15 protein-coding genes are annotated in these 17,211 nt (G+C 70.6%); 4 read left to right on the top strand and 11 right to left on the bottom strand.

Annotated elements, in window-relative coordinates:
• The first annotated feature begins 222 nt into the window (after window positions 1–222).
• Together ABD784_RS01670 and ABD784_RS01665 are read left to right on the top strand one after the other, a co-directional pair.
• A complete protein-coding gene (locus ABD784_RS01670) occupies window positions 223–1,680 on the top strand; it encodes a DUF349 domain-containing protein (RefSeq protein WP_344879017.1) in 1,458 nt (485 codons plus the stop codon).
• Window positions 1,681–1,788: 108 nt separating this feature from the next.
• Window positions 1,789–2,520 (top strand): hypothetical protein, encoded by a 732-nt coding sequence (locus tag ABD784_RS01665; protein ID WP_344879014.1) that lies wholly within the window; start codon window positions 1,789–1,791, stop codon window positions 2,518–2,520.
• Here ABD784_RS01665 and ABD784_RS01660 read toward each other — a convergent pair.
• The 9 genes from ABD784_RS01660 to pdxT form a co-directional block, all read right to left on the bottom strand.
• Window positions 2,508–4,733, bottom strand: coding sequence for a RelA/SpoT family protein (locus ABD784_RS01660; protein ID WP_344881238.1), 2,226 nt, complete (start codon window positions 4,731–4,733; stop codon window positions 2,508–2,510). The two genes, ABD784_RS01665 and ABD784_RS01660, sit on opposite strands and share 13 nt — an antisense overlap.
• A gap of 320 nt (window positions 4,734–5,053) precedes the next feature.
• Window positions 5,054–6,055 carry a protein translocase subunit SecF gene (gene secF, locus ABD784_RS01655; RefSeq protein WP_344879011.1) on the bottom strand — a complete coding sequence of 334 codons (1,002 nt, stop codon included), beginning with the start codon at window positions 6,053–6,055 and terminating at the stop codon, window positions 5,054–5,056.
• Window positions 6,048–7,841, bottom strand: coding sequence for a protein translocase subunit SecD (gene secD / locus ABD784_RS01650; protein WP_344879009.1), 1,794 nt, complete (start codon window positions 7,839–7,841; stop codon window positions 6,048–6,050). The genes secF and secD overlap by 8 nt, the downstream gene beginning before the upstream one ends.
• Window positions 7,842–7,849: 8 nt before the next feature.
• Window positions 7,850–8,242 carry a preprotein translocase subunit YajC gene (gene yajC, locus ABD784_RS01645; RefSeq protein WP_344879007.1) on the bottom strand — a complete coding sequence of 131 codons (393 nt, stop codon included), beginning with the start codon at window positions 8,240–8,242 and terminating at the stop codon, window positions 7,850–7,852.
• Window positions 8,243–8,366: 124 nt separating this feature from the next.
• Window positions 8,367–9,434 carry a Holliday junction branch migration DNA helicase RuvB gene (gene ruvB / locus ABD784_RS01640; protein ID WP_344879003.1) on the bottom strand — a complete coding sequence of 356 codons (1,068 nt, stop codon included), beginning with the start codon at window positions 9,432–9,434 and terminating at the stop codon, window positions 8,367–8,369.
• A 36-nt stretch (window positions 9,435–9,470) separates the two neighbouring features.
• Window positions 9,471–10,097 carry a Holliday junction branch migration protein RuvA gene (gene ruvA / locus ABD784_RS01635; RefSeq protein WP_344879001.1) on the bottom strand — a complete coding sequence of 209 codons (627 nt, stop codon included), beginning with the start codon at window positions 10,095–10,097 and terminating at the stop codon, window positions 9,471–9,473.
• 92 nt (window positions 10,098–10,189) lie between these two features.
• Complete coding sequence (ruvC, locus tag ABD784_RS01630) at window positions 10,190–10,810, bottom strand: crossover junction endodeoxyribonuclease RuvC (protein ID WP_344878999.1); 621 nt, start codon at window positions 10,808–10,810, stop codon at window positions 10,190–10,192.
• Window positions 10,811–10,813: 3 nt separating this feature from the next.
• Complete coding sequence (locus ABD784_RS01625) at window positions 10,814–11,569, bottom strand: YebC/PmpR family DNA-binding transcriptional regulator (RefSeq protein ID WP_344878996.1); 756 nt, start codon at window positions 11,567–11,569, stop codon at window positions 10,814–10,816.
• A 2-nt stretch (window positions 11,570–11,571) separates the two neighbouring features.
• Window positions 11,572–12,318, bottom strand: a complete 747-nt coding sequence (gene pdxT / locus ABD784_RS01620; protein ID WP_344878993.1) for a pyridoxal 5'-phosphate synthase glutaminase subunit PdxT — start codon at window positions 12,316–12,318, stop codon at window positions 11,572–11,574.
• 141 nt (window positions 12,319–12,459) lie between these two features.
• Here pdxT and ABD784_RS01615 point away from each other — a divergent pair, with 141 nt between their 5' ends.
• Complete coding sequence (locus tag ABD784_RS01615) at window positions 12,460–14,466, top strand: M3 family metallopeptidase (RefSeq protein WP_344878991.1); 2,007 nt, start codon at window positions 12,460–12,462, stop codon at window positions 14,464–14,466.
• A 65-nt stretch (window positions 14,467–14,531) separates the two neighbouring features.
• A complete protein-coding gene (locus ABD784_RS01610) occupies window positions 14,532–15,347 on the top strand; it encodes a GNAT family N-acetyltransferase (RefSeq protein ID WP_344878988.1) in 816 nt (271 codons plus the stop codon).
• 134 nt (window positions 15,348–15,481) lie between these two features.
• On the opposite strand, the gene pdxS is transcribed toward ABD784_RS01610, so the two are convergent.
• Window positions 15,482–16,390 carry a pyridoxal 5'-phosphate synthase lyase subunit PdxS gene (gene pdxS / locus ABD784_RS01605; protein WP_344878985.1) on the bottom strand — a complete coding sequence of 303 codons (909 nt, stop codon included), beginning with the start codon at window positions 16,388–16,390 and terminating at the stop codon, window positions 15,482–15,484.
• 176 nt (window positions 16,391–16,566) lie between these two features.
• Window positions 16,567–17,205 carry a phosphatidylinositol phosphate synthase gene (gene pgsA / locus ABD784_RS01600; protein WP_344878982.1) on the bottom strand — a complete coding sequence of 213 codons (639 nt, stop codon included), beginning with the start codon at window positions 17,203–17,205 and terminating at the stop codon, window positions 16,567–16,569.
• Between the last annotated feature and the right edge of the window lie 6 nt (window positions 17,206–17,211).

The raw sequence follows: 17,211 nt of genomic DNA, 5'->3' as shown, positions 1-17,211 counted from the left end.
TGCTCCTGAGTCGAATCGGTGGCGGGTTCGGGCCGGCGCACCAGGAGGGGCGCACTGCCTCCGGACGACGCGGACGGCGGGGCGCCCGGGGGCCGGACCGCCTCATTCTAGCGTCATGCCGGCCGCCGGTTGGGTGACAGAACGCGACTCGGTAGAGTGATGGACGAGACATGAACCCGCGGTGGCCCGGCCATGCGCGGCACGAGTGAAAGAGTTCCAGCGGTGACCGACAGTCAGCAATCCGACGACCAGCAGACCACAGGACCGACCCCTGCGGCCCCGACCCCCGCGGCGGTGAAGCCCTCGGCCGTGAAGCCCTCCGCGATCAAGCCGTCCGCCGTGAAGCCGGCGGCGAAGCCGGGTACCGGGACGAAGCCCGCCGCGGCGGCGGAGCCCGCGGTGACGCCCCCGCCGTCGTACTCCACGCCGCTGGACGAGGCACGGCGCTTCGCCCGGGTCACCGAGGACGGCCACGTGTTCGTCCTCGTCGACGGGCAGGAGCATCCCGTCGGCCAGTACCCGGACGCACCGCAGGACGAGGCGCTGGCGTACTTCGTGCGCAAGTACGACGACGTCGTGAACCAGGTGCTGCTGCTGGAGCACCGCGTGGCCGCCAAGGCCCCGACCACGGACATGGAGAAGACGCTCTCCGGGCTCGCCGAGCAGGTCGCGGCCCGCGGGATGGTCGGCGATCTGAAGGCGCTCGAGGAGCGCATCGCCAAGGCCCGCGAGGACGTCGCGGCCCTGCACGAGGCGGAGAAGCAGGAGCACGAGAAGGCCCGTGCCGCGCACCTCTCCGAGCGGGAGGCACTGGTCGCCGAGGCGGAGGAGCTCGCCGCGCAGGACCCGCAGAAGGTCCAGTGGAAGCAGGCCAGCCAGCGCATGAACGAGCTCTTCGACGCCTGGAAGCACGCGCAGAAGTCGGGCCCGCGGCTCGGACGCGGCACCGAGGACGCGCTCTGGAAGCGGTTCCGCGCGGCCCGGACCACGTTCGACCGGCACCGTCGGGGCTACTTCTCTCAGCTCGACGCGGACCATGCCGAGGCCAAGCGCGCCAAGGAGGCCCTGATCGCCCGGGCCGAGCAGCTCTCCTCGTCGACCGACTGGGGCCACACCGCCGCCGAGTACCGCAAGCTCATGGACGAGTGGAAGGCCTCCAAGCGGGCCGCCCGCAAGGACGACGACGCCCTGTGGGCGCGCTTCCGCGCGGCCCAGGACGTGTTCTTCAACGCCCGCAACGCCGCCAACGCGGCGATCGACGCAGAGTACGAGGACAACCTGAAGGTCAAGGAGCAGCTCCTCGAGGAGGCGCGGGCCATCCTTCCCGTGAAGGACCTGGGCGCGGCCAAGAAGGCGCTGGACTCCCTCCGCGAGCGCTGGGACCAGGCGGGCAAGGTCCCCCGCTCGGCCATGCAGCGCATCGAGGCCGGCCTCCGCCAGGTGGAGGACGCCGTGCGCGACGCCGAGGACGAGCAGTGGCGCCGTTCCAATCCGGAGACCAAGGCCCGGTCCAACAGCATGTTGGTCCAGCTGGAGGAGTCGATCGCCCAGCTCGAGCGCGAGCTCGAGGAGGCCAAGGCCGGCGGCGACGAGCGCAAGATCAAGAAGGCCGACGAGGCGCTGCAGGCCCGCAAGACCTGGTTGGAGACGGTCGCCGCGTCGGCGCAGGACCTCTCCTAGCGCCCCGCCGGGGCCGTTCTCCACAGGTCCGCCGGAACCAGAGGCCGCCGTCCACACCCGGACGGCGGCCTCTGGTCCGTCCGGGGCCGTCGGAGCCAGGCTGGGCGCATGACAGTTCCTCCCCCGAAACCCGGCCGCGGTCCGCACCGCCGGAGGGCGGCCCACGGACTCGCGCCCGTAGCAGCCCCCGCCGCTGCAGCCCGTCCCGGCTCCGGCGGCCCCGGCGACTCGAACGAGCCCCTCGTCGTGTTCCGTGCGTCCTCCCCCTTCGTGGTCGGGGAGCTCTCCGCCATGGCAGGCGAGGGCCTGCTGCGCCAGGTGCTCTCCGGGCTCTGGGTCGCCGCCGACGAGCGGGACTCCCCGCAGATCCGCGCCCAGGTCGCCGCCGGGGCGGCGGACCCGCTCGCCTTCACGGCCATCGGCGGGTTCTCCGCCGCCTGGATCTATGGGTGCGCGCCCGCACCCCGGCGTCTCGAGCTGTGCGTCGCCTCATTCCAGCGCCTCCCCCGGCCCGTGGCCGAGCGGACACCGGTGCGCTGCCTGGAGCAGGCGCTGGATCCGGCCGAGATCCAGCGGGTCGCCGGGGTCGCTGTCGTGGCCCCGCCGCGCACGGCGTTCGACCTGCTCTGGCGCGCCGAGGCCGACGACGTGGTGATTCGAACCATCAGCCGCCTGGTGGCGCTCCCGGTCCTCGGCGTGGACGCCGAGGCGGTGCGCCATGCGGTGGAGTCGACAGTGCGCCGACCCGGCAAGGCGCGGGCGCTCGGACGCCTCGACGAAGCCCGGCGGACCGCACTACGACTGGTCGACCCGCAGCCGCCGTCCGATCAGCCGCGCTGACCGGACGCCGTGGCCCGGTAGACGTCGTAGACGCCGTCGATGCGCCGGACCGCGTTGAGCACGTGGCTGAGGTACTTGGGATCGCCCATCTCGAAGGAGAACCGGCTCAGCGCGACTCGGTCGCGCGTCGTCGTGACGCTCGCAGAGAGGATGTTGACGTGGCTCTCGCTCAGCACACGGGTCACATCGGAGAGCAACGACTTCCGGTCGAGCGCCTCCACCTGGATCTCGACCAGGAAGAGGCTGGTCTTCGTCGGGGCCCATTCGACCTCGACGATCCGCTCCTTCTCCTCCGAGAGCGCCAGGAAGTTGCTGCAGTTGGCCCGGTGCACCGAGACGCCCGCACCACGGGTGACGAAGCCGGCGATCTCATCCGGCGGCACGGGGCCGCAGCAGCGCGCGAGCTTGGTCATGACGTCCCCGGCACCCTTGACGATCACGCCGGAGTCGCCGGTGGCGCTGCGCGGCTTGGCCGGGGACGTGAGCGGGACGTCGTCGAACTCCGACACCTCGTCCGGCTCCGCCGTCAGGGCGATCAGGTGCTCGATCACGTTCTGAGCGGACGTGTGGCCGTCGCCCACGGCGGCGTAGAGTGCGGCGATGTCGTTGTGCCGGAGCTCGTGCGCAACGGCGGAGAGCGTCTCGTGGGTCATGAGCTTCTGCAACGGCAGGTTGTGCTTGCGCAGCTCGCGGGTGAGGAGGTCCTTGCCCTTGTCGATCGCCTCCTCGCGGCGCTCCTTGCTGAACCACTGGCGGATCTTGTTGCGCGCCCGAGCACTCTTGACGAACCCGAGCCAGTCCTGGCTGGGGCCCGCGCCCTCGGCCTTGGAGGTGAAGATCTCGACCCAGTCGCCGTGGTGGAGCTCGCTGCTCAGCGGCACGAGCTTGCCGTTGACGCGCGCACCGATGGCCCGGTTGCCGACCTCCGTATGGACGGAGTAGGCGAAATCGATCGGCGTCGAGCCGGCGGGGAGGGCCATGACCTCGCCCTTGGGCGTGAAGACGAAGACCTCGGCCGCGTTGATCTCGAACCGCAGGCTGTCGAGGAACTCTCCCGGATCCCGGGTCTCCTCCTGCCAGTCGAGCAGACTGCGGAGCCAGCCCATGTCCTGCTGGCCCTGCTCCGGGGCCGCGCCCTTGTTGTGCTCCTTGTACTTCCAGTGCGCCGCGACGCCGTACTCGGCGCGCCGGTGCATCTCGTGCGTCCGGATCTGGATCTCCACCGGTTTGCCCTGCGGGCCGATCACCGTGGTGTGCAGCGACTGGTACATGTTGAACTTGGGCATCGCGATGTAGTCCTTGAACCGTCCGGGCAGCGGGTTCCACCGCGCGTGGAGGGTTCCGAGGGTCGCGTAGCAGTCGCGCACCGAGTCGACCAGGACGCGCACGCCCATCAGGTCGTGGATGTCGTTGAACTCTTTCCCGCGCACCACCATCTTCTGGTAGACGGAGTAGTAGTGCTTGGGCCGGCCGGTGACCGAGGCCTTGATCCTGGCCTGGTGGAGATCCTCGCCGATGAGCCGCCGGACCGTCGAGAGATACTTCTCGCGTTCGGGGGTGCGGTCCCCGACGAGCCTGACGACCTCCTCGTACACCTTCGGGTGCAGTGCCGCGAAGGACAGGTCCTCCAGCTCCCACTTGATGGTGTTCATACCCAGCCGGTGCGCCAACGGGGCGAAGATCTCCAGGGTCTCGCGAGCCTTCTTCGCGCTCGACTCCGGCGAGACATAGCGCCACGTGCGCGCGTTGTGGAGGCGGTCGGCGAGTTTGATCAGCAGAACGCGGATGTCCTTGGACATCGCGACGACCATCTTGCGGACCGTCTCGGCCTGCGCGGCGTCGCCGAACTTGACCTTGTCCAGCTTGGTGACGCCGTCCACGAGCATGGCCACCTCGTCGCCGAACTCCCGGCGCAGGTCGTCGAGCGAGTAGTCGGTGTCCTCCACGGTGTCGTGGAGCAGGGCTGCCGCCAGCGTGGTTCCGGTCATGCCCATCTCGGCCAGGATGGTGGAGACAGCGACCGGGTGGGTGATGTACGGGTCGCCGCTCTTGCGTTTCTGCCCCTCGTGGCTGCGCTCGGCGACAGCGAAGGCGTGCGTGATGAGGTCCAGGTCCTCGCGCGGGCTGTTGGCGCGGACCGTGCGCAGGAGCGGTTCGAGGATCGGCGGCTGCCCCATGGGCGAACGCCCCGCGAAACGGGCGAGGCGGGACATCGTCCGCCCGCGGCGCTGTCCATCGGCACTGGTTCGGTTCTCTGCCACAGCGTCTCCTTTCGAACACGGTCCGTCAGGTCAACGCACCCCTGACCTGCAGTGGGGTACCCCAAGGTTACTGCAGCCCGGAGGCCGCAGCGGACCAGGCCCGGAACGGGACCCTAGATGACGTGCGGGCCTTGAGGGCAGCTTGAGGCCGCGGTACCGTCCGGGCCGGCGCACACGGAAGCCCGCCCCGTTCGTGAGGAACGGGGCGTGCCCAGGGGTCTGTGACGCTGGCCGCTCGGCCAGCGTCGTGGTCCCGCCGTCGGGGGTGGAGCCTAGACCGCGGGGGCCGGATCCGCTGCGGAGCCCCGGGAGCCCGTGACCTCGTCGGCGTGCCGGCGGATCTCCGGCTCGCCGGCGCGCAGCTGCGCATACAGGGGCGCCTGGACGAAGAGCGTGGCGAGCGTTCCCACGATGACACCGACGAAAAGCGCGAGCGCGAGGTCCTTCAGCGTGCCCGCGCCGAGCAGGAACGAGCCGATGAAGAGGATCGAGCCGATCGGCAGGATGGCCACCACGGAGGTGTTGATCGAGCGCACCAGCGTCTGGTTGATCGCCAGATTCACGAGACCGTGGAAGGTGTGCTTGCGCTGGTCGCGGTAGTCCGCCGTGTTCTCTCGAATCTTGTCGAAGACCACCACCGTGTCGTACAGGGCGTAGCTGAGGATGGTGAGGAATCCGATGATCGCGCTCGGCGTGACCTCGAAGCCCGTGGCCGCGTAGATCCCGGCCGTGACGACCACGACGAAGAGCAGTCCCATGACCGCCGCCGCCGACATCTTCCAGGTACGGAAGTACACCGCCATGAGCAGTCCGACGAGGACGACGAAGGCGATCAGGCCGATGAGTGCCTGCTGGGACACATTCTGGCCCCATGTGGGCCCGATGTAGGTGCTGGTGACGTGATCCGCGGAGACGCCATACGCCGCCGCCAGCGCCTTCGCCACGGCCAGGGTCTCGTCGTCGCCCATCCGGTCGGTCTGGACCCGCATCGTGTCGCCCGTGATGGCGGTGACGCGGACGCCTTCGGCGTCGACCACCGACTCCACGGCCTCCTCGCCCGTCTCCACCGCCGTGTCAGCCACGCCGGAGACGACGAACTCGGAGCCGCCGCGGAAATCGATGCCGAGATTGAATCCGCCCTTGACCACCGGGACGAGCACGGCGGCGACGAGCAGCACAGCGGCGATGGCGAACCAGAGCCGCCGCCGGCCGATGAACTCGTAGGACTTCTTGCCCGTGTAGAGGTCGTTGCCCCACTGCGCGAGATTACGCATCGTCTGCTCCCTTGCCGCCGGTTCGGCCGGCGTCGGCTCTCGTGTCCCCGGATACTGCGGCCTCGACGTCGTCGGCGCCGTCCGGGCGCGAGCCCTCGTCTGCTCGCTCGGCGGCGAGCCGACGCCGCTCCGCGATCGTCATGCGGCGCTCCGCCTCGGCGTCGGACTGGCGCTTCGCCTTCTTCTTGCCCGCCGCGACGTCCGGGCTCGCAGGGAGCACCGGACGGACCTGGCCGGCGCCGCGGTAGAACGCGGCCACGCCCAGTGTCCGCGGGTCGAGACCGGAGGCGGGGTGCCCCTGGCCGAAGAAGCGCGTGCGCGCCAGGACCTGCAGCACCGGGTGGGTGAAGAGGAAGACGACGACGAGGTCCGCGATGGCGGTGAGGCCCAGCGTGAAGGCGAAGCCGCGCACGCTGCCGACTGCCATCACGTAGAGGACGACTGCGGCGAGGAGGTTGACCGCCTTGGAGGCCAGGATCGTGCGACGCGCCCGCAGCCAGCCGGCCTCCACGGCCGCGACGAGGTTGCGGCCGTCGCGCAGTTCGTCGCGGATGCGTTCGAAGTACACGATGAACGAGTCCGCGGTGAGTCCGATGGCGACGATGATGCCGGCGATGCCGGCGAGCGAGAGCCGGTAGTTCTGGGCCCAGCCCAGCAGCACCAACGCCAGGTAGGTGAGGATTCCGGCGACGACGAGCGAGGCCAGTGTGACCAGCCCGAGGGTTCGGTACTGGAAGAGGGAGTAGACAGCGACCAGGATCAGGCCGATGACGCCGGCGATCATGCCCATCTTGAGCTGGTCGGCGCCAAGGGTGGCGGAGATCTGCTGCTCCGACTGGATGTCGAAGCTGATCGGGAGCGCGCCGTACTTGAGCTGCTCCGCGAGTTTGGCGGCCGTCTCCTCGGTGAAGTTGCCGGTGATCTGCGCCCGGCCGTCGGGGATGACGACGTTGCTCGCCGGTGCCGAGACGATGACGCCGTCGAGCAGGATGGCGAACTGGTTCTGTGCTCCCTGGAGCGCGGTCAGCCGCTCGGTGACGTCCCGGAACTGCCGGGTGCCCTCGGAGTTGAACTCGATGTTCACGGCCCAGCCGCCCGAGACGTAGCCCTGGGCGTTGCGGACCTGCCCGTGCGAGGCATCGGCGATGGTGTCGCCATCGACCTCGACCGGGCCGAGAATGTATTTGGCCTGGTAGGCGGGGTCGCACGCGACCGTCGGCTCGCCCTCGGGGGCCGGCTCGATGGCGCGCTCCTGGATGGCCGTCTCGCAGTCGTACGCCTCGAACTCACGGTAGAGCTCGGGCGAGACCCAGTTGGTGTCCGAGGCCGACTCAGGCTCGCCGGTGGGCTTCGGGAGCTCCTCGTCCGTGGCCCGCTGGTCCTCGGGCGTCGGCCCGTAGCTGCCGCCCATGATGACCGGACGGAATTCCATGTTGGCCGAGGCCTGGATGAGCTCGCGGGTGCGGTTGTCCGGGGTCCCGGGCAGGGACACGACGATGTTGCTTCCGCCCTGGGTGGTGATCTCGGCCTCGCTGACGCCGGAGCCGTCGACGCGCTGCCGGATGATCTGCACGGCCTGCTCGAGCTGCTCCTGCGTGATCGCCTCGCCGCCGTCGACCCGGGGCGCCAGGATCATCTGGGTGCCGCCCTCGAGATCGAGGGCCAGCTTGGGGGTGGCCGCCGTCTGTCCGGTGGCCACCCCGGCGACGAGCGCGCCGCCGAGGGCCACCGTGAGGACGAACAGCCAGATGAGGGCACGCCGAGCGTGCCTGATGGGTTCGGCCATTGGTGGTGTTACTTTTCCTCGTCGTTCAGGCGGCGCTCGGTCTCCTCCGGCGTCTCGACCGCGGTCTGCGCGGGTGCTTCCTCCGCGGCGACGGGCTCGACGACCTTCGCGATGGCACCGGAGTGAACGGTGGCGGTAGTGCCCGGCGAGAGCTCGAGGACGACCTGGTTCTCCTCCGGGTTCTGCTCGAGGACGGTGCCGAACAGACCGAAGTTGGTCATGACCTGGGCGCCGATGTGCAGCTTGGAGCGCAGCTCCTCCTGGGCCTTCTTCGCCTTCTGCCGGCCGCGGAACATCATGAAGATCATGAAGGCCAGGGCGACGAGCAGGATGAGGTTCATGGGGTTGAAACCGGTGGCCTGCGTCTGCTCTGCGGACGCGGCGGTCAGAAGGGAAGTCAAGAGTCTTTACCTGTTTCTATAGAGGATCGGTTCCGATCGGGCCACGGCGCGCGCAAGCGCGGGGCCGCGGCCAGTCTAACGGGCCGGACTGTGACGCGCGGGACCTACGCCCCGGGCGAACGAGTTACTCCTCGAGCTCGAGTCGTTCCTGCCCCGCGATCGACGGGTTCGTCGTCGGCGCTGAGCCGGGGGCGTTCCGGGGCATGTCCAGGCCCAGATGGGACCAGGCCTCGGGCAGCGCGATCCTGCCCCGCGGGGTGCGCCCGAGGAGTCCCTCGCGGACGAGGTACGGCTCGGCGACCGTCTCGACGGTCTCGGTCTCCTCCCCCACCGCGATGGCCAGCGTGGAGAGGCCGACCGGCCCGCCCCCGAACTTCGTGCAGAGGGCCTGCAGCACCTGGCGGTCCAGCCGGTCGAGGCCACGGGAGTCGACCTCGTACATGTCCAGGGCCGCCGAGGCCAGCCGGGCGTCGATCTGCTCGACGTTGTGGACGAGGGACCAGTCCCGCACGCGGCGCAGCAGGCGGTTGGCGATGCGGGGCGTTCCCCGGGAGCGCGAGGCGATCTCGGTGAATCCGGCGGAGTTGATCCGCAGGTCCATCAGCATCGCGGAACGGCGCAGGACGAGTTCGAGCTCCTCGACCGAGTAGAACTCCAGGTGGCCGGTGAACCCGAAGCGGTCGCGCAGCGGTCCGGGCAGGAGGCCGGCTCTCGTCGTCGCGCCGACGAGGGTGAAGGGCGGCAGTTCGAGCGGGATCGCGGTGGCGCCGGCTCCCTTGCCGACCACGATGTCGACTCGGAAGTCCTCCATGGCCATGTACAGCATCTCCTCGGCCGGCCGGCTCATCCGGTGGATCTCGTCGAGGAAGAGGACCTCGCCCTCGCTCAGCGAGGAGAGAATCGCGGCCAGGTCTCCCGCGTGCTGGATCGCGGGTCCGGAGCTGATGCGCAGCGGGGCGTTCATCTCGGCCGCGATGATCATCGCCAGCGTGGTCTTCCCGAGCCCGGGCGGCCCGGAGAGCAGCACGTGATCCGCCGTGCGCTCACGGATCTTCGAGGCTTCGAGGACCAGTGAGAGTTGTTCACGGACGCGGTGCTGACCGACGAAGTCGTGCAGGTTCTTCGGGCGCAGCGCCGCCTCGAGCACCCGCTCGTCGGGTTCGCTCGTCGCCGCGGTCAAGGGGCCCTCCATCAGCGCATCCTCCCTGTGTGGGTCGTCGGCCATGGGTCAGCGCCCGGCCCGCTGCGGCCGCCGGCCGAGATCCGCCAGGATAGCGCGCAGGATCTGCGGCATGGTCCCGGTCGCGACGAGTTCGGGGTTGTCCGTCTCGAAGGCCTCCATGGCGCGGGTCGCGTCCTTCTCGTTCCATCCCAGACCGGTGAGGGCGTCGAGGACCGGTGCCTTCCAGCTGCTCTCGTCGGCAGGGGCAGTCGGCTGGTCCGTCGCCTCGCCGGTCGGCACGAGCTTCCCTGCGAGCTCCAGGACCATCCGCTGTGCCCCTTTGGTCCCGATCCCGGGGACCTTGGTCAGCGTCTTGGCATCGCCCTGAGCGATCGCGACCCGGACCTCCTCGGGGGTCAGGACCGCCAGCACGGCGAGAGCGATGCGCGGCCCGATGCCCGAGACGGACTGCAGCGTCTCGAACACCTCGCGGGCCCCGGTGTCGGCGAAGGCGAAGAGCGTCATCGACTCCTCGCGTACCACCATCGTCGTGTAGAGCGTCGCGTCCTGGCCCACGTGCAGCCCGGACAGCGTCTGGGGCGTGGCCTGCACCAGCATGCCGAACCCCCCGACCTCGATCACGGCGGAATTGAGTCCGACGTGCTGAACCACGCCCGCTAGCGAACTGATCATGCGTCCAAGAACCTCCGGCATCCGAACAAATCTACGAATACCCTACCCTCCGGTCGCCCGGGAATGGGGCAGCCTGGCCGGTGCGGAGTGCCTCAGCGGTGGGGGCCCCGCGTCGCCCGGCCTCCACGGGCCGCGCCCTTCCGGGCGGCGGCCTCGGCCTGGGCCCAGGCCCGCTGGGCGGGCGTCAGGCCACTCGAGCCACCGTTCGCCGTTCCGGAGGCATGTGAGCCGGGGGCGGCGCCCCGCCAGCCGTGGGTGATGGCCAGTGCCGCCGCGTCCGCCGCGTCCGCCGGCGTCGGCGGGGCGTCCAGGCGGAGGATCTTGGCGACCATGTACCCCACCTGGTCCTTGTCCGCCCGGCCGCTGCCCGTGACCGCGGCCTTCACCTCGGTCGGGGTGTGGAGGGCGACGGCGATGCCGCGCTTGGCGGCCTCGGCGATGACGATCCCGGAGGCCTGCGCCGTCCCCATGACGGTGCTGACATTGGTGTGGCTGAAGACCCGCTCGACCGCCAGAGCGTCGGGTGAGTACCGGTCCAGCCAGGCCTCGATGCCGCGGGAGATGCGGAGCAGACGCTCGTCGAGCGACGTGTCGGCCGAGGTGCCGATGACCATGACGTCCACGAGCGTCGCCCGGCGATCGGACTCGACGTCGACGACCGCGAGCCCGCACCGAGTCAGGCCCGGGTCGACCCCCACCACCCGCAGGGCCACCGGCTAGTCCTGCTCCAGCTCGGCCAGGACGTCGGCCGGGATGTCCACGTTCGAGTACACGTTCTGGACGTCGTCGAGCTCCTCGAGGGCATCGGCGAGCTTGAGGAACTTCCGCGCCGAGTCGGCATCGAGCTCCACCTTCATGGACGGGACGAACTCGACCTCGTCGCTCTCGTACTCGATGTCGGCCTCCTCGAGGGCGGTGACCACGGCACGCAGATCCGTCGGCTCGCTGATGACCTCGAAGTTGTCGCCGGCCTCCTGGACCTCGTCGGCGCCGGCATCGAGCACGGCGAGCAGGAGGTCGTCCTCCGTGAGGCCGTTCTTCGGCAGCGAGACGACGCCCTTCCGCGTGAAGAGGTAGCTCACCGAGCCCGGATCGGCGACGGTTCCGCCGCTGCGCGTGATCGCCAGCCGGGTCTCCGAGGCCGCACGGTTCTTGTTGTCGGTGAGGCACTCGACCAGCAGCGCCGATCCCTGGGGGCCGCGGGCCTCGTAGATGATCTCCGCGTAGTCGACCGCTTCACCGGTCAGACCCGCGCCGCGCTTGATCGCCCGGTCGATGTTGTCGTTGGGCACCGAGTTCTTCTTGGCCTTCTGGACAGCCAGTTCGAGCGCCGGATTGCCGTCCATGTCCGGCCCGCCGGCGCGGGCTGCGACCTCGATGTTCTTGGTCAGCTTGGCGAAGGCCTTCGCGCGCTTGGCATCGATGGCCGCCTTCTTGTGCTTGGTGGTTGCCCATTTGGAGTGGCCTGACATGCCTACGCTTCTCCTCTGATGATCTGGATGAATAGCCGGTGGATCCGCCGCTCGCCCGTGACTTCCGGATGGAAGCTGGTGGCCAGCAGATTGCCGGAGCGAACTGCAACGATTCTAGCGACCCCGCCCGCCTCGACTCCCCCGGCGTCGGGCTGGGCGTCGCCCGCACCGTGCTCGGCGGCCTCGTGCGCGTGCCGGTAGGTCACTGGGACGCTGGCGAGGACGTCCACCCCCTCGCCGACGGACTCGACCCATGGGGCGCGGATGAACACCGTGCGGACGGGCAGCGGGTTCCCGGGGTCGACCGCGTCCACCGACGGGATGTCGAGGTCCGCCTCGAACGAGTCCACCTGGCGCCCGAACGCGTTGCGCCGGACGAGCATGTCGATCCCGCCGAAGGTCTGCTGGGGCGCGCCGGAGAGATCGGTCGCCGGATCGGCGAGTCGGTCGGCGAGCAGGATCATGCCGGCACAGGAGCCGTAGACCGGCAGCCCCTTCGCGATCCGCTCCTTCAGCGGTCCGGCCACGCCGAACGTCCGGGCCAGCTTGTCGATGGCAGTGGACTCGCCGCCCGGCAGGACCAGCCCGTCGAGCCGCTCGAGCTCCTCGGGGCGGCGGACCTTGACGACGTCGGCGCCGCCGTCGCGCAAGGCGTGCTCGTGCTCTCGCACATCGCCCTGGAGGGCGAGGACGCCGACGAGCGGCCGTTCGAGGGCCGACCTGGGTGCTGGGGCGGGGGTCTGGTGCATTCCTCATCCGTTCTCGGAACGGTCCGGACGCCTCTGGTCCGGCCCGGACAACGGGTTACACCCTAGGCGGGTGGACCCGGACACCGCATCTCGGGGCGTAAAATCCGCCGTCCGGCGCGCCACCTGTGAAAGTCTTGCTGCATGAGCAATCCGTTACTGCAGCCGAGCCTCCTGCCTTTCCAGATGCCCGACTTCGCGGGTATCGCGGCCGACCACTACGTGGAGGCCATCCGGGCGGGCATCGAGGAGCAGTCGGACCAGCTGCGCGCCCTCTGCGCCGACACGGCGGAGCCGACGTTCGAGAACACGATCGAGGCATTCGAGCTCACCGGCGAGACCCTGCGGCGCGCCGTGCAGGCCTTCGGGGTCGTCAAACCCTCCCACGGTACCGAGGAGGTGCTCGCAGCCCACGCGGAGATCCAGCGGATGCTCTCCGCCCACCACGACGACGTCCACCTGGACGCGCGCCTCTACGCCCGGCTCTGCCAGGCGCCGAGCGAGGGGCTCGAGCCGGAGCAGGCTCGGCTCCGCGAGGAGACCCTGCGTCGCTTCCGGCAGGCCGGCGCGGATGTCGACCCCGAGGCGCAGCAGCGCCTCCGCGAGCTCAACGCCGAGCTCTCGGAGCTGTCCGCCGAGTTCTCGCGTCGGCAACTGGCCGGCCAGAACGCGGCCGCCGTCCATTTCGAGGACCCCGCGGACCTGCAGGGCCTCTCGGACGCGGAGACGTCCGCGGCAGCCGCCGCCGCGCTCTCCGCAGGGTACGACGGCGGCTACCTCCTGACCCTGGTGCTGCCGACGGGACAGCCGGCGCTGGCCCGGCTGAACCAGGCCTCCTCTCGCAAACGGCTCTTCGAGGCGTCGGTCGGACGCGGGCAGGACGGCGAGTACGCGACCCTCCACCTGGCCCGCGACATGGCCCAGCTCCGGGCGGTCCGGGCCGATCTGCTCGGCTACGCCAACCATGCGGAGTACGTCCTCGAGTCCCAGACGGCCCCCTCGCTGGAGGCAGTCCGGGAGCGTCTCCTCGGGCTCGCCGAGCGGGCCATGGCGAACGCCCGGGCGGAGCACGAGCTGCTCGAGCAGTACGCCGAGCTCCCGGTCCGGCCCTGGGACTGGTCCTTCTACTCGGAACTGGTCAAGCGGGACCGGTACAACCTGGACACCGCGGCGCTGCGGCCATGGTTCGAACTCAACGCCGTCCTCGAGCGCGGCGTCTTCGAGGCCGCCCACCAGCTCTACGGCCTCACCTTCGCCGAGCGCTACGACCTGCCCACCTACCATCCCGACGTGCGGGTCTGGGAGGTCTACAACGAGGACGGATCGGCCCTCGGCCTGTTCCTCGGCGACTTCTTCGCACGGCCCACCAAGGCCGGCGGCGCCTGGATGAACTCGCTGCGCCTCGGGGCGAGCGCGTTCTTCGAACTGCCCGTCGTCGTCAACAACTCGAATATCGCGCCCCCGGGAAACGGGCCGGCCCTGCTGTCCCTGGACGAGGTCCGGACGCTGTTCCACGAGTTCGGCCACGCCCTGCACGGGCTCTTCTCCGCGGCGAGGTACCCGTCGCTGGCCGGGACGGCAGTGCCCCGCGACTTCGTGGAGTACCCGTCCCAGGTCAACGAGATGTGGGCCCTGCACCCGCGGATCCTCGCGACCTACGCGTTCCACTACGAGACGGGCGAGCCGCTCCCCGAGGGGACCGCGGAGGCCATCGAGTCGGCCGCTCTCTGGGGCGAGGGGTACGCGACGACGGAGTACCTGGCCGCCGCGCTCCTCGATCTGGCCTGGCACACGCTCGCACCCGGCGAGCACATCGACGACGTTCCGGCCTTCGAGGACCAGGTCCTCCGCGACGCCGGGCTCGACCCCGACCTAGTACCGCCCCGGTACCGCACCGGCTACTTCAAGCACATCTTCGACGGCGCCTATGCGGCCGGCTACTACTCGTACATCTGGAGCCAGATCCTCGACGCCGACACGGTCGAGTGGTTCGAGGAGAACGGCGGCCTGGAACGTGCCAACGGGGACCGCTTCCGGCACGAGCTGCTCTCCCGGGGGAACACGCGCGACCCCCTCGACTCCTTCCGCGCCCTGCGCGGCCGGGATCCCGAGATCGGGCCGCTCCTCGCCCGCCGCGGCCTCGGCGACTGACCGACCCGTGCCCCCGCACGACCGACGCACCAGCAACAACTGAACAGAAGGATCCGATCAGGAACGTGGGCGGAATCTCTGCGGCACAGGCCGCACAAAAGTCGTGGCTCCAGGCCCTGGCCCTGGCCAGCGACGGACGCGTCTTCTCGACGCACGGATGCGACTGGGCCTGGCTGCCGACCCGGCGGCGTCTCGTCCTGCTCTTCCCCGAGCGTGTCGGCATCGCCGGCCTGCGCCCGGCACTGGCCGAGGGTGCCCGGCTCGGGGCCGCCCGGGTCGACGCCTGGCTCAACGCAGCCACTGCGGATGCGCCCCTCCGCGACCTCGGCTTCCGCGAGGGCGCCCCGGTGCTCTGGCACGAGGGTGCGCTCCACCGACGGGCCGGCGGGCGTACCGCCGGTGCCGCCTGGGCCGGTCGCGTGCGCCTCTCCCCCGACGTCCCGGAGGCCGCTGGCCGGGACCGGCTGGAGCTGAACGTCGCCACGCATTGGCGCAGCAGCCTCGGCGGGCGGCGGCACCCGGCGACCCAGCGCCGCATCGAGCACGCGGTCGCGCGCGAGGACGGCGTGCTGCGCGGGCGCGTATTCGGCCAGTTCACCCTGGATGGGGCCGTCTCCGTCCACGGACTCGCGGTCGCACCAGCGGAGCGCCGCCGCGGCATCGGCCGGGCGTTGCTCCACGGGCTCGTCGACTCGCTCTCGCGGTCTAACCTCCACGCGCTCGAACCGGGCGGCGGAACCGGCGCGGGCGGCGAGGCCGCGATGCCCGACGGCGGCGCGGGAGCCCGCGTGATGGTGGCGGCGACGCCGGCATCCGCCGGCTTCTTCGATGCTGCGGGCCTGCAGCTGGTCGGCCGCGGCCGCCTCCTCCGCCTGGACTGACGGCGAGCAGCCCCGGGCCCGGGGCGGGGGACCCCTCCGACGACGACGGCGCCGCCGCCCGCAGCGTGAAGCTGGGGGCGGCGGCGCCGTCGTGCTTCTCCCGCGCCGCTCGAGGCGGAGCGGGGACGTGCGTCCTACCAGCCGCGCTCGGCCAGGCGGTGCGGCTCCGGGATCTCGTCCACGTTGATGCCGACCATGGCCTCGCCCAGGCCGCGGGAGGCCTCGGCGATGACCGACGGGTCGTCGTAGAACGTGGTGGCCTTGACGATCGCGTTGGCGCGCTGCGCCGGGTTGCCGGACTTGAAGATGCCCGAGCCCACGAAGACGCCGTCGGCGCCGAGCTGCATCATCATGGCGGCGTCGGCGGGCGTCGCGATGCCGCCGGCGGTGAAGAGCACCACCGGCAGCTTGCCGGTCTGGGCGATCTCGCGCACCAGCTCGTACGGAGCCTGCAGCTCCTTGGCGGCCACGTACAGCTCGTCCTCCGGCAGTGAGCCCAGCCGCTGGATCTCGGCGCGGATCTGGCGCATGTGGGTGGTCGCGTTGGAGACGTCGCCCGTGCCGGCCTCGCCCTTGGAGCGGATCATCGCGGCGCCCTCGTTGATGCGGCGCAGGGCCTCGCCGAGGTTGGTGGCGCCGCAGACGAACGGCACCGTGAACTGCCACTTGTCGATGTGGTGCGTGTAGTCGGCCGGGGTCAGGACCTCGGACTCGTCGATGTAGTCGACGCCGAGGGACTGCAGGACCTGCGACTCGACGAAGTGGCCGATGCGGGCCTTGGCCATCACCGGGATGGAGACCGACCCGATGATGGACTCGATCATGTCGGGGTCGGACATGCGGGACACGCCGCCCTGGGCGCGGATGTCGGCGGGGACGCGCTCGAGCGCCATCACGGCGACCGCACCGGCGTCTTCGGCGATGCGGGCCTGTTCGGCGTTGACGACGTCCATGATGACGCCGCCCTTGAGCATTTCCGCCATGCCCCGCTTGACGCGATTGCTGCCGGTGACGGGTGCCTGCGAGGCTTCATTGGTGGACACGAACTACGTCCTTTCACAAGGGCTTGCTGAGTGGGAGCGGTGCAGGTGGACGCGACCGCGGAGTTCTCACGCGAGGGGCGTGACAGCAGGACTCTACAAGACATCGGCCGTGCGGACGTGATTTGGATGAAGGCCGCCCCGTCACCGCGGGCAACGTACGACGACGGCCGCCGCGGCTAGCGCTGGGCGGTCACCTGCGCGCGCACCCGGGCCATGCGCTGGACGATCGTCACGGCGCTGGCCGCGGCGAGCAGCAGGAGGACCACGAGCAGCACGACGGGCGGGAGCCCCAGGCCCACGAGCCCCGCCGCGACGAGCGTGGCGACGAGCCGCTCCGCACGCTCGGCGATGCCCGTCTGGGCGTCGTAGCCGAGGGACTCCGCCTTGGCGCGGACGTAGGAGACGATGCTCCCGAGGAACATGCAGAGGAGTGCGCCGGTCCCGATGGCCGGGGCCGCGCCGGCGGTGAAGAACCAGACCGCGAGGCCGGCGAAGACCCCGCCGTCGGCGACGCGGTCGAGGCTGGAGTCGAGAAAACTGCCCCAGCGCGTGTCCGCCTCGGTCCGCTGGCGCCGGCGGGACGCCTCCGGGAGGCGCGCCATCGTCCCGTCCACCACGTCGGCGAAGGCGAAGACCGCGATCACGAGAGTCCCCCAGAAGAGGTGCCCCAGCGGGAACAGGACGAGCGCGCCCACCAGGACGCCCGCGGTGCCGGCCACCGTCACCTGGTCGGGCGTGACCCCGCGGGCCAGGAGCCAGCGGGCCAGGGGCGTGAAGAGGCGGGTGAACAGCCCGCGCGCGTACTGGTTCAGCATGGCCGC

Origin of the sequence: Zhihengliuella alba (assembly GCF_039538765.1) — a bacterium.
Lineage (GTDB): Bacteria > Actinomycetota > Actinomycetes > Actinomycetales > Micrococcaceae > Zhihengliuella > Zhihengliuella alba.
The sequence above is the reverse complement of the archived record's forward strand: the minus strand, read 5'-3'. Positions and strand labels throughout refer to the sequence as shown.

What these genes read in the sequence shown, in the direction of transcription:
- pdxT (WP_344878993.1), bottom strand. Translation starts at nt 12,318, where the DNA reads ATGCACCAGACCCCCGCCCCAGCACCCAGGTCGGCCCTCGAACGGCCG.
- ABD784_RS01615 (WP_344878991.1), top strand. Translation starts at nt 12,460, where the DNA reads ATGAGCAATCCGTTACTGCAGCCGAGCCTCCTGCCTTTCCAGATGCCC.
- ABD784_RS01625 (WP_344878996.1), bottom strand. Translation starts at nt 11,569, where the DNA reads ATGTCAGGCCACTCCAAATGGGCAACCACCAAGCACAAGAAGGCGGCC.
- ABD784_RS01665 (WP_344879014.1), top strand. Translation starts at nt 1,789, where the DNA reads ATGACAGTTCCTCCCCCGAAACCCGGCCGCGGTCCGCACCGCCGGAGG.
- ruvA (WP_344879001.1), bottom strand. Translation starts at nt 10,097, where the DNA reads ATGATCAGTTCGCTAGCGGGCGTGGTTCAGCACGTCGGACTCAATTCC.
- secF (WP_344879011.1), bottom strand. Translation starts at nt 6,055, where the DNA reads ATGCGTAATCTCGCGCAGTGGGGCAACGACCTCTACACGGGCAAGAAG.
- ruvB (WP_344879003.1), bottom strand. Translation starts at nt 9,434, where the DNA reads ATGGAGGGCCCCTTGACCGCGGCGACGAGCGAACCCGACGAGCGGGTG.
- ABD784_RS01660 (WP_344881238.1), bottom strand. Translation starts at nt 4,733, where the DNA reads ATGTCCCGCCTCGCCCGTTTCGCGGGGCGTTCGCCCATGGGGCAGCCG.
- pgsA (WP_344878982.1), bottom strand. Translation starts at nt 17,205, where the DNA reads ATGCTGAACCAGTACGCGCGCGGGCTGTTCACCCGCCTCTTCACGCCC.
- secD (WP_344879009.1), bottom strand. Translation starts at nt 7,841, where the DNA reads ATGGCCGAACCCATCAGGCACGCTCGGCGTGCCCTCATCTGGCTGTTC.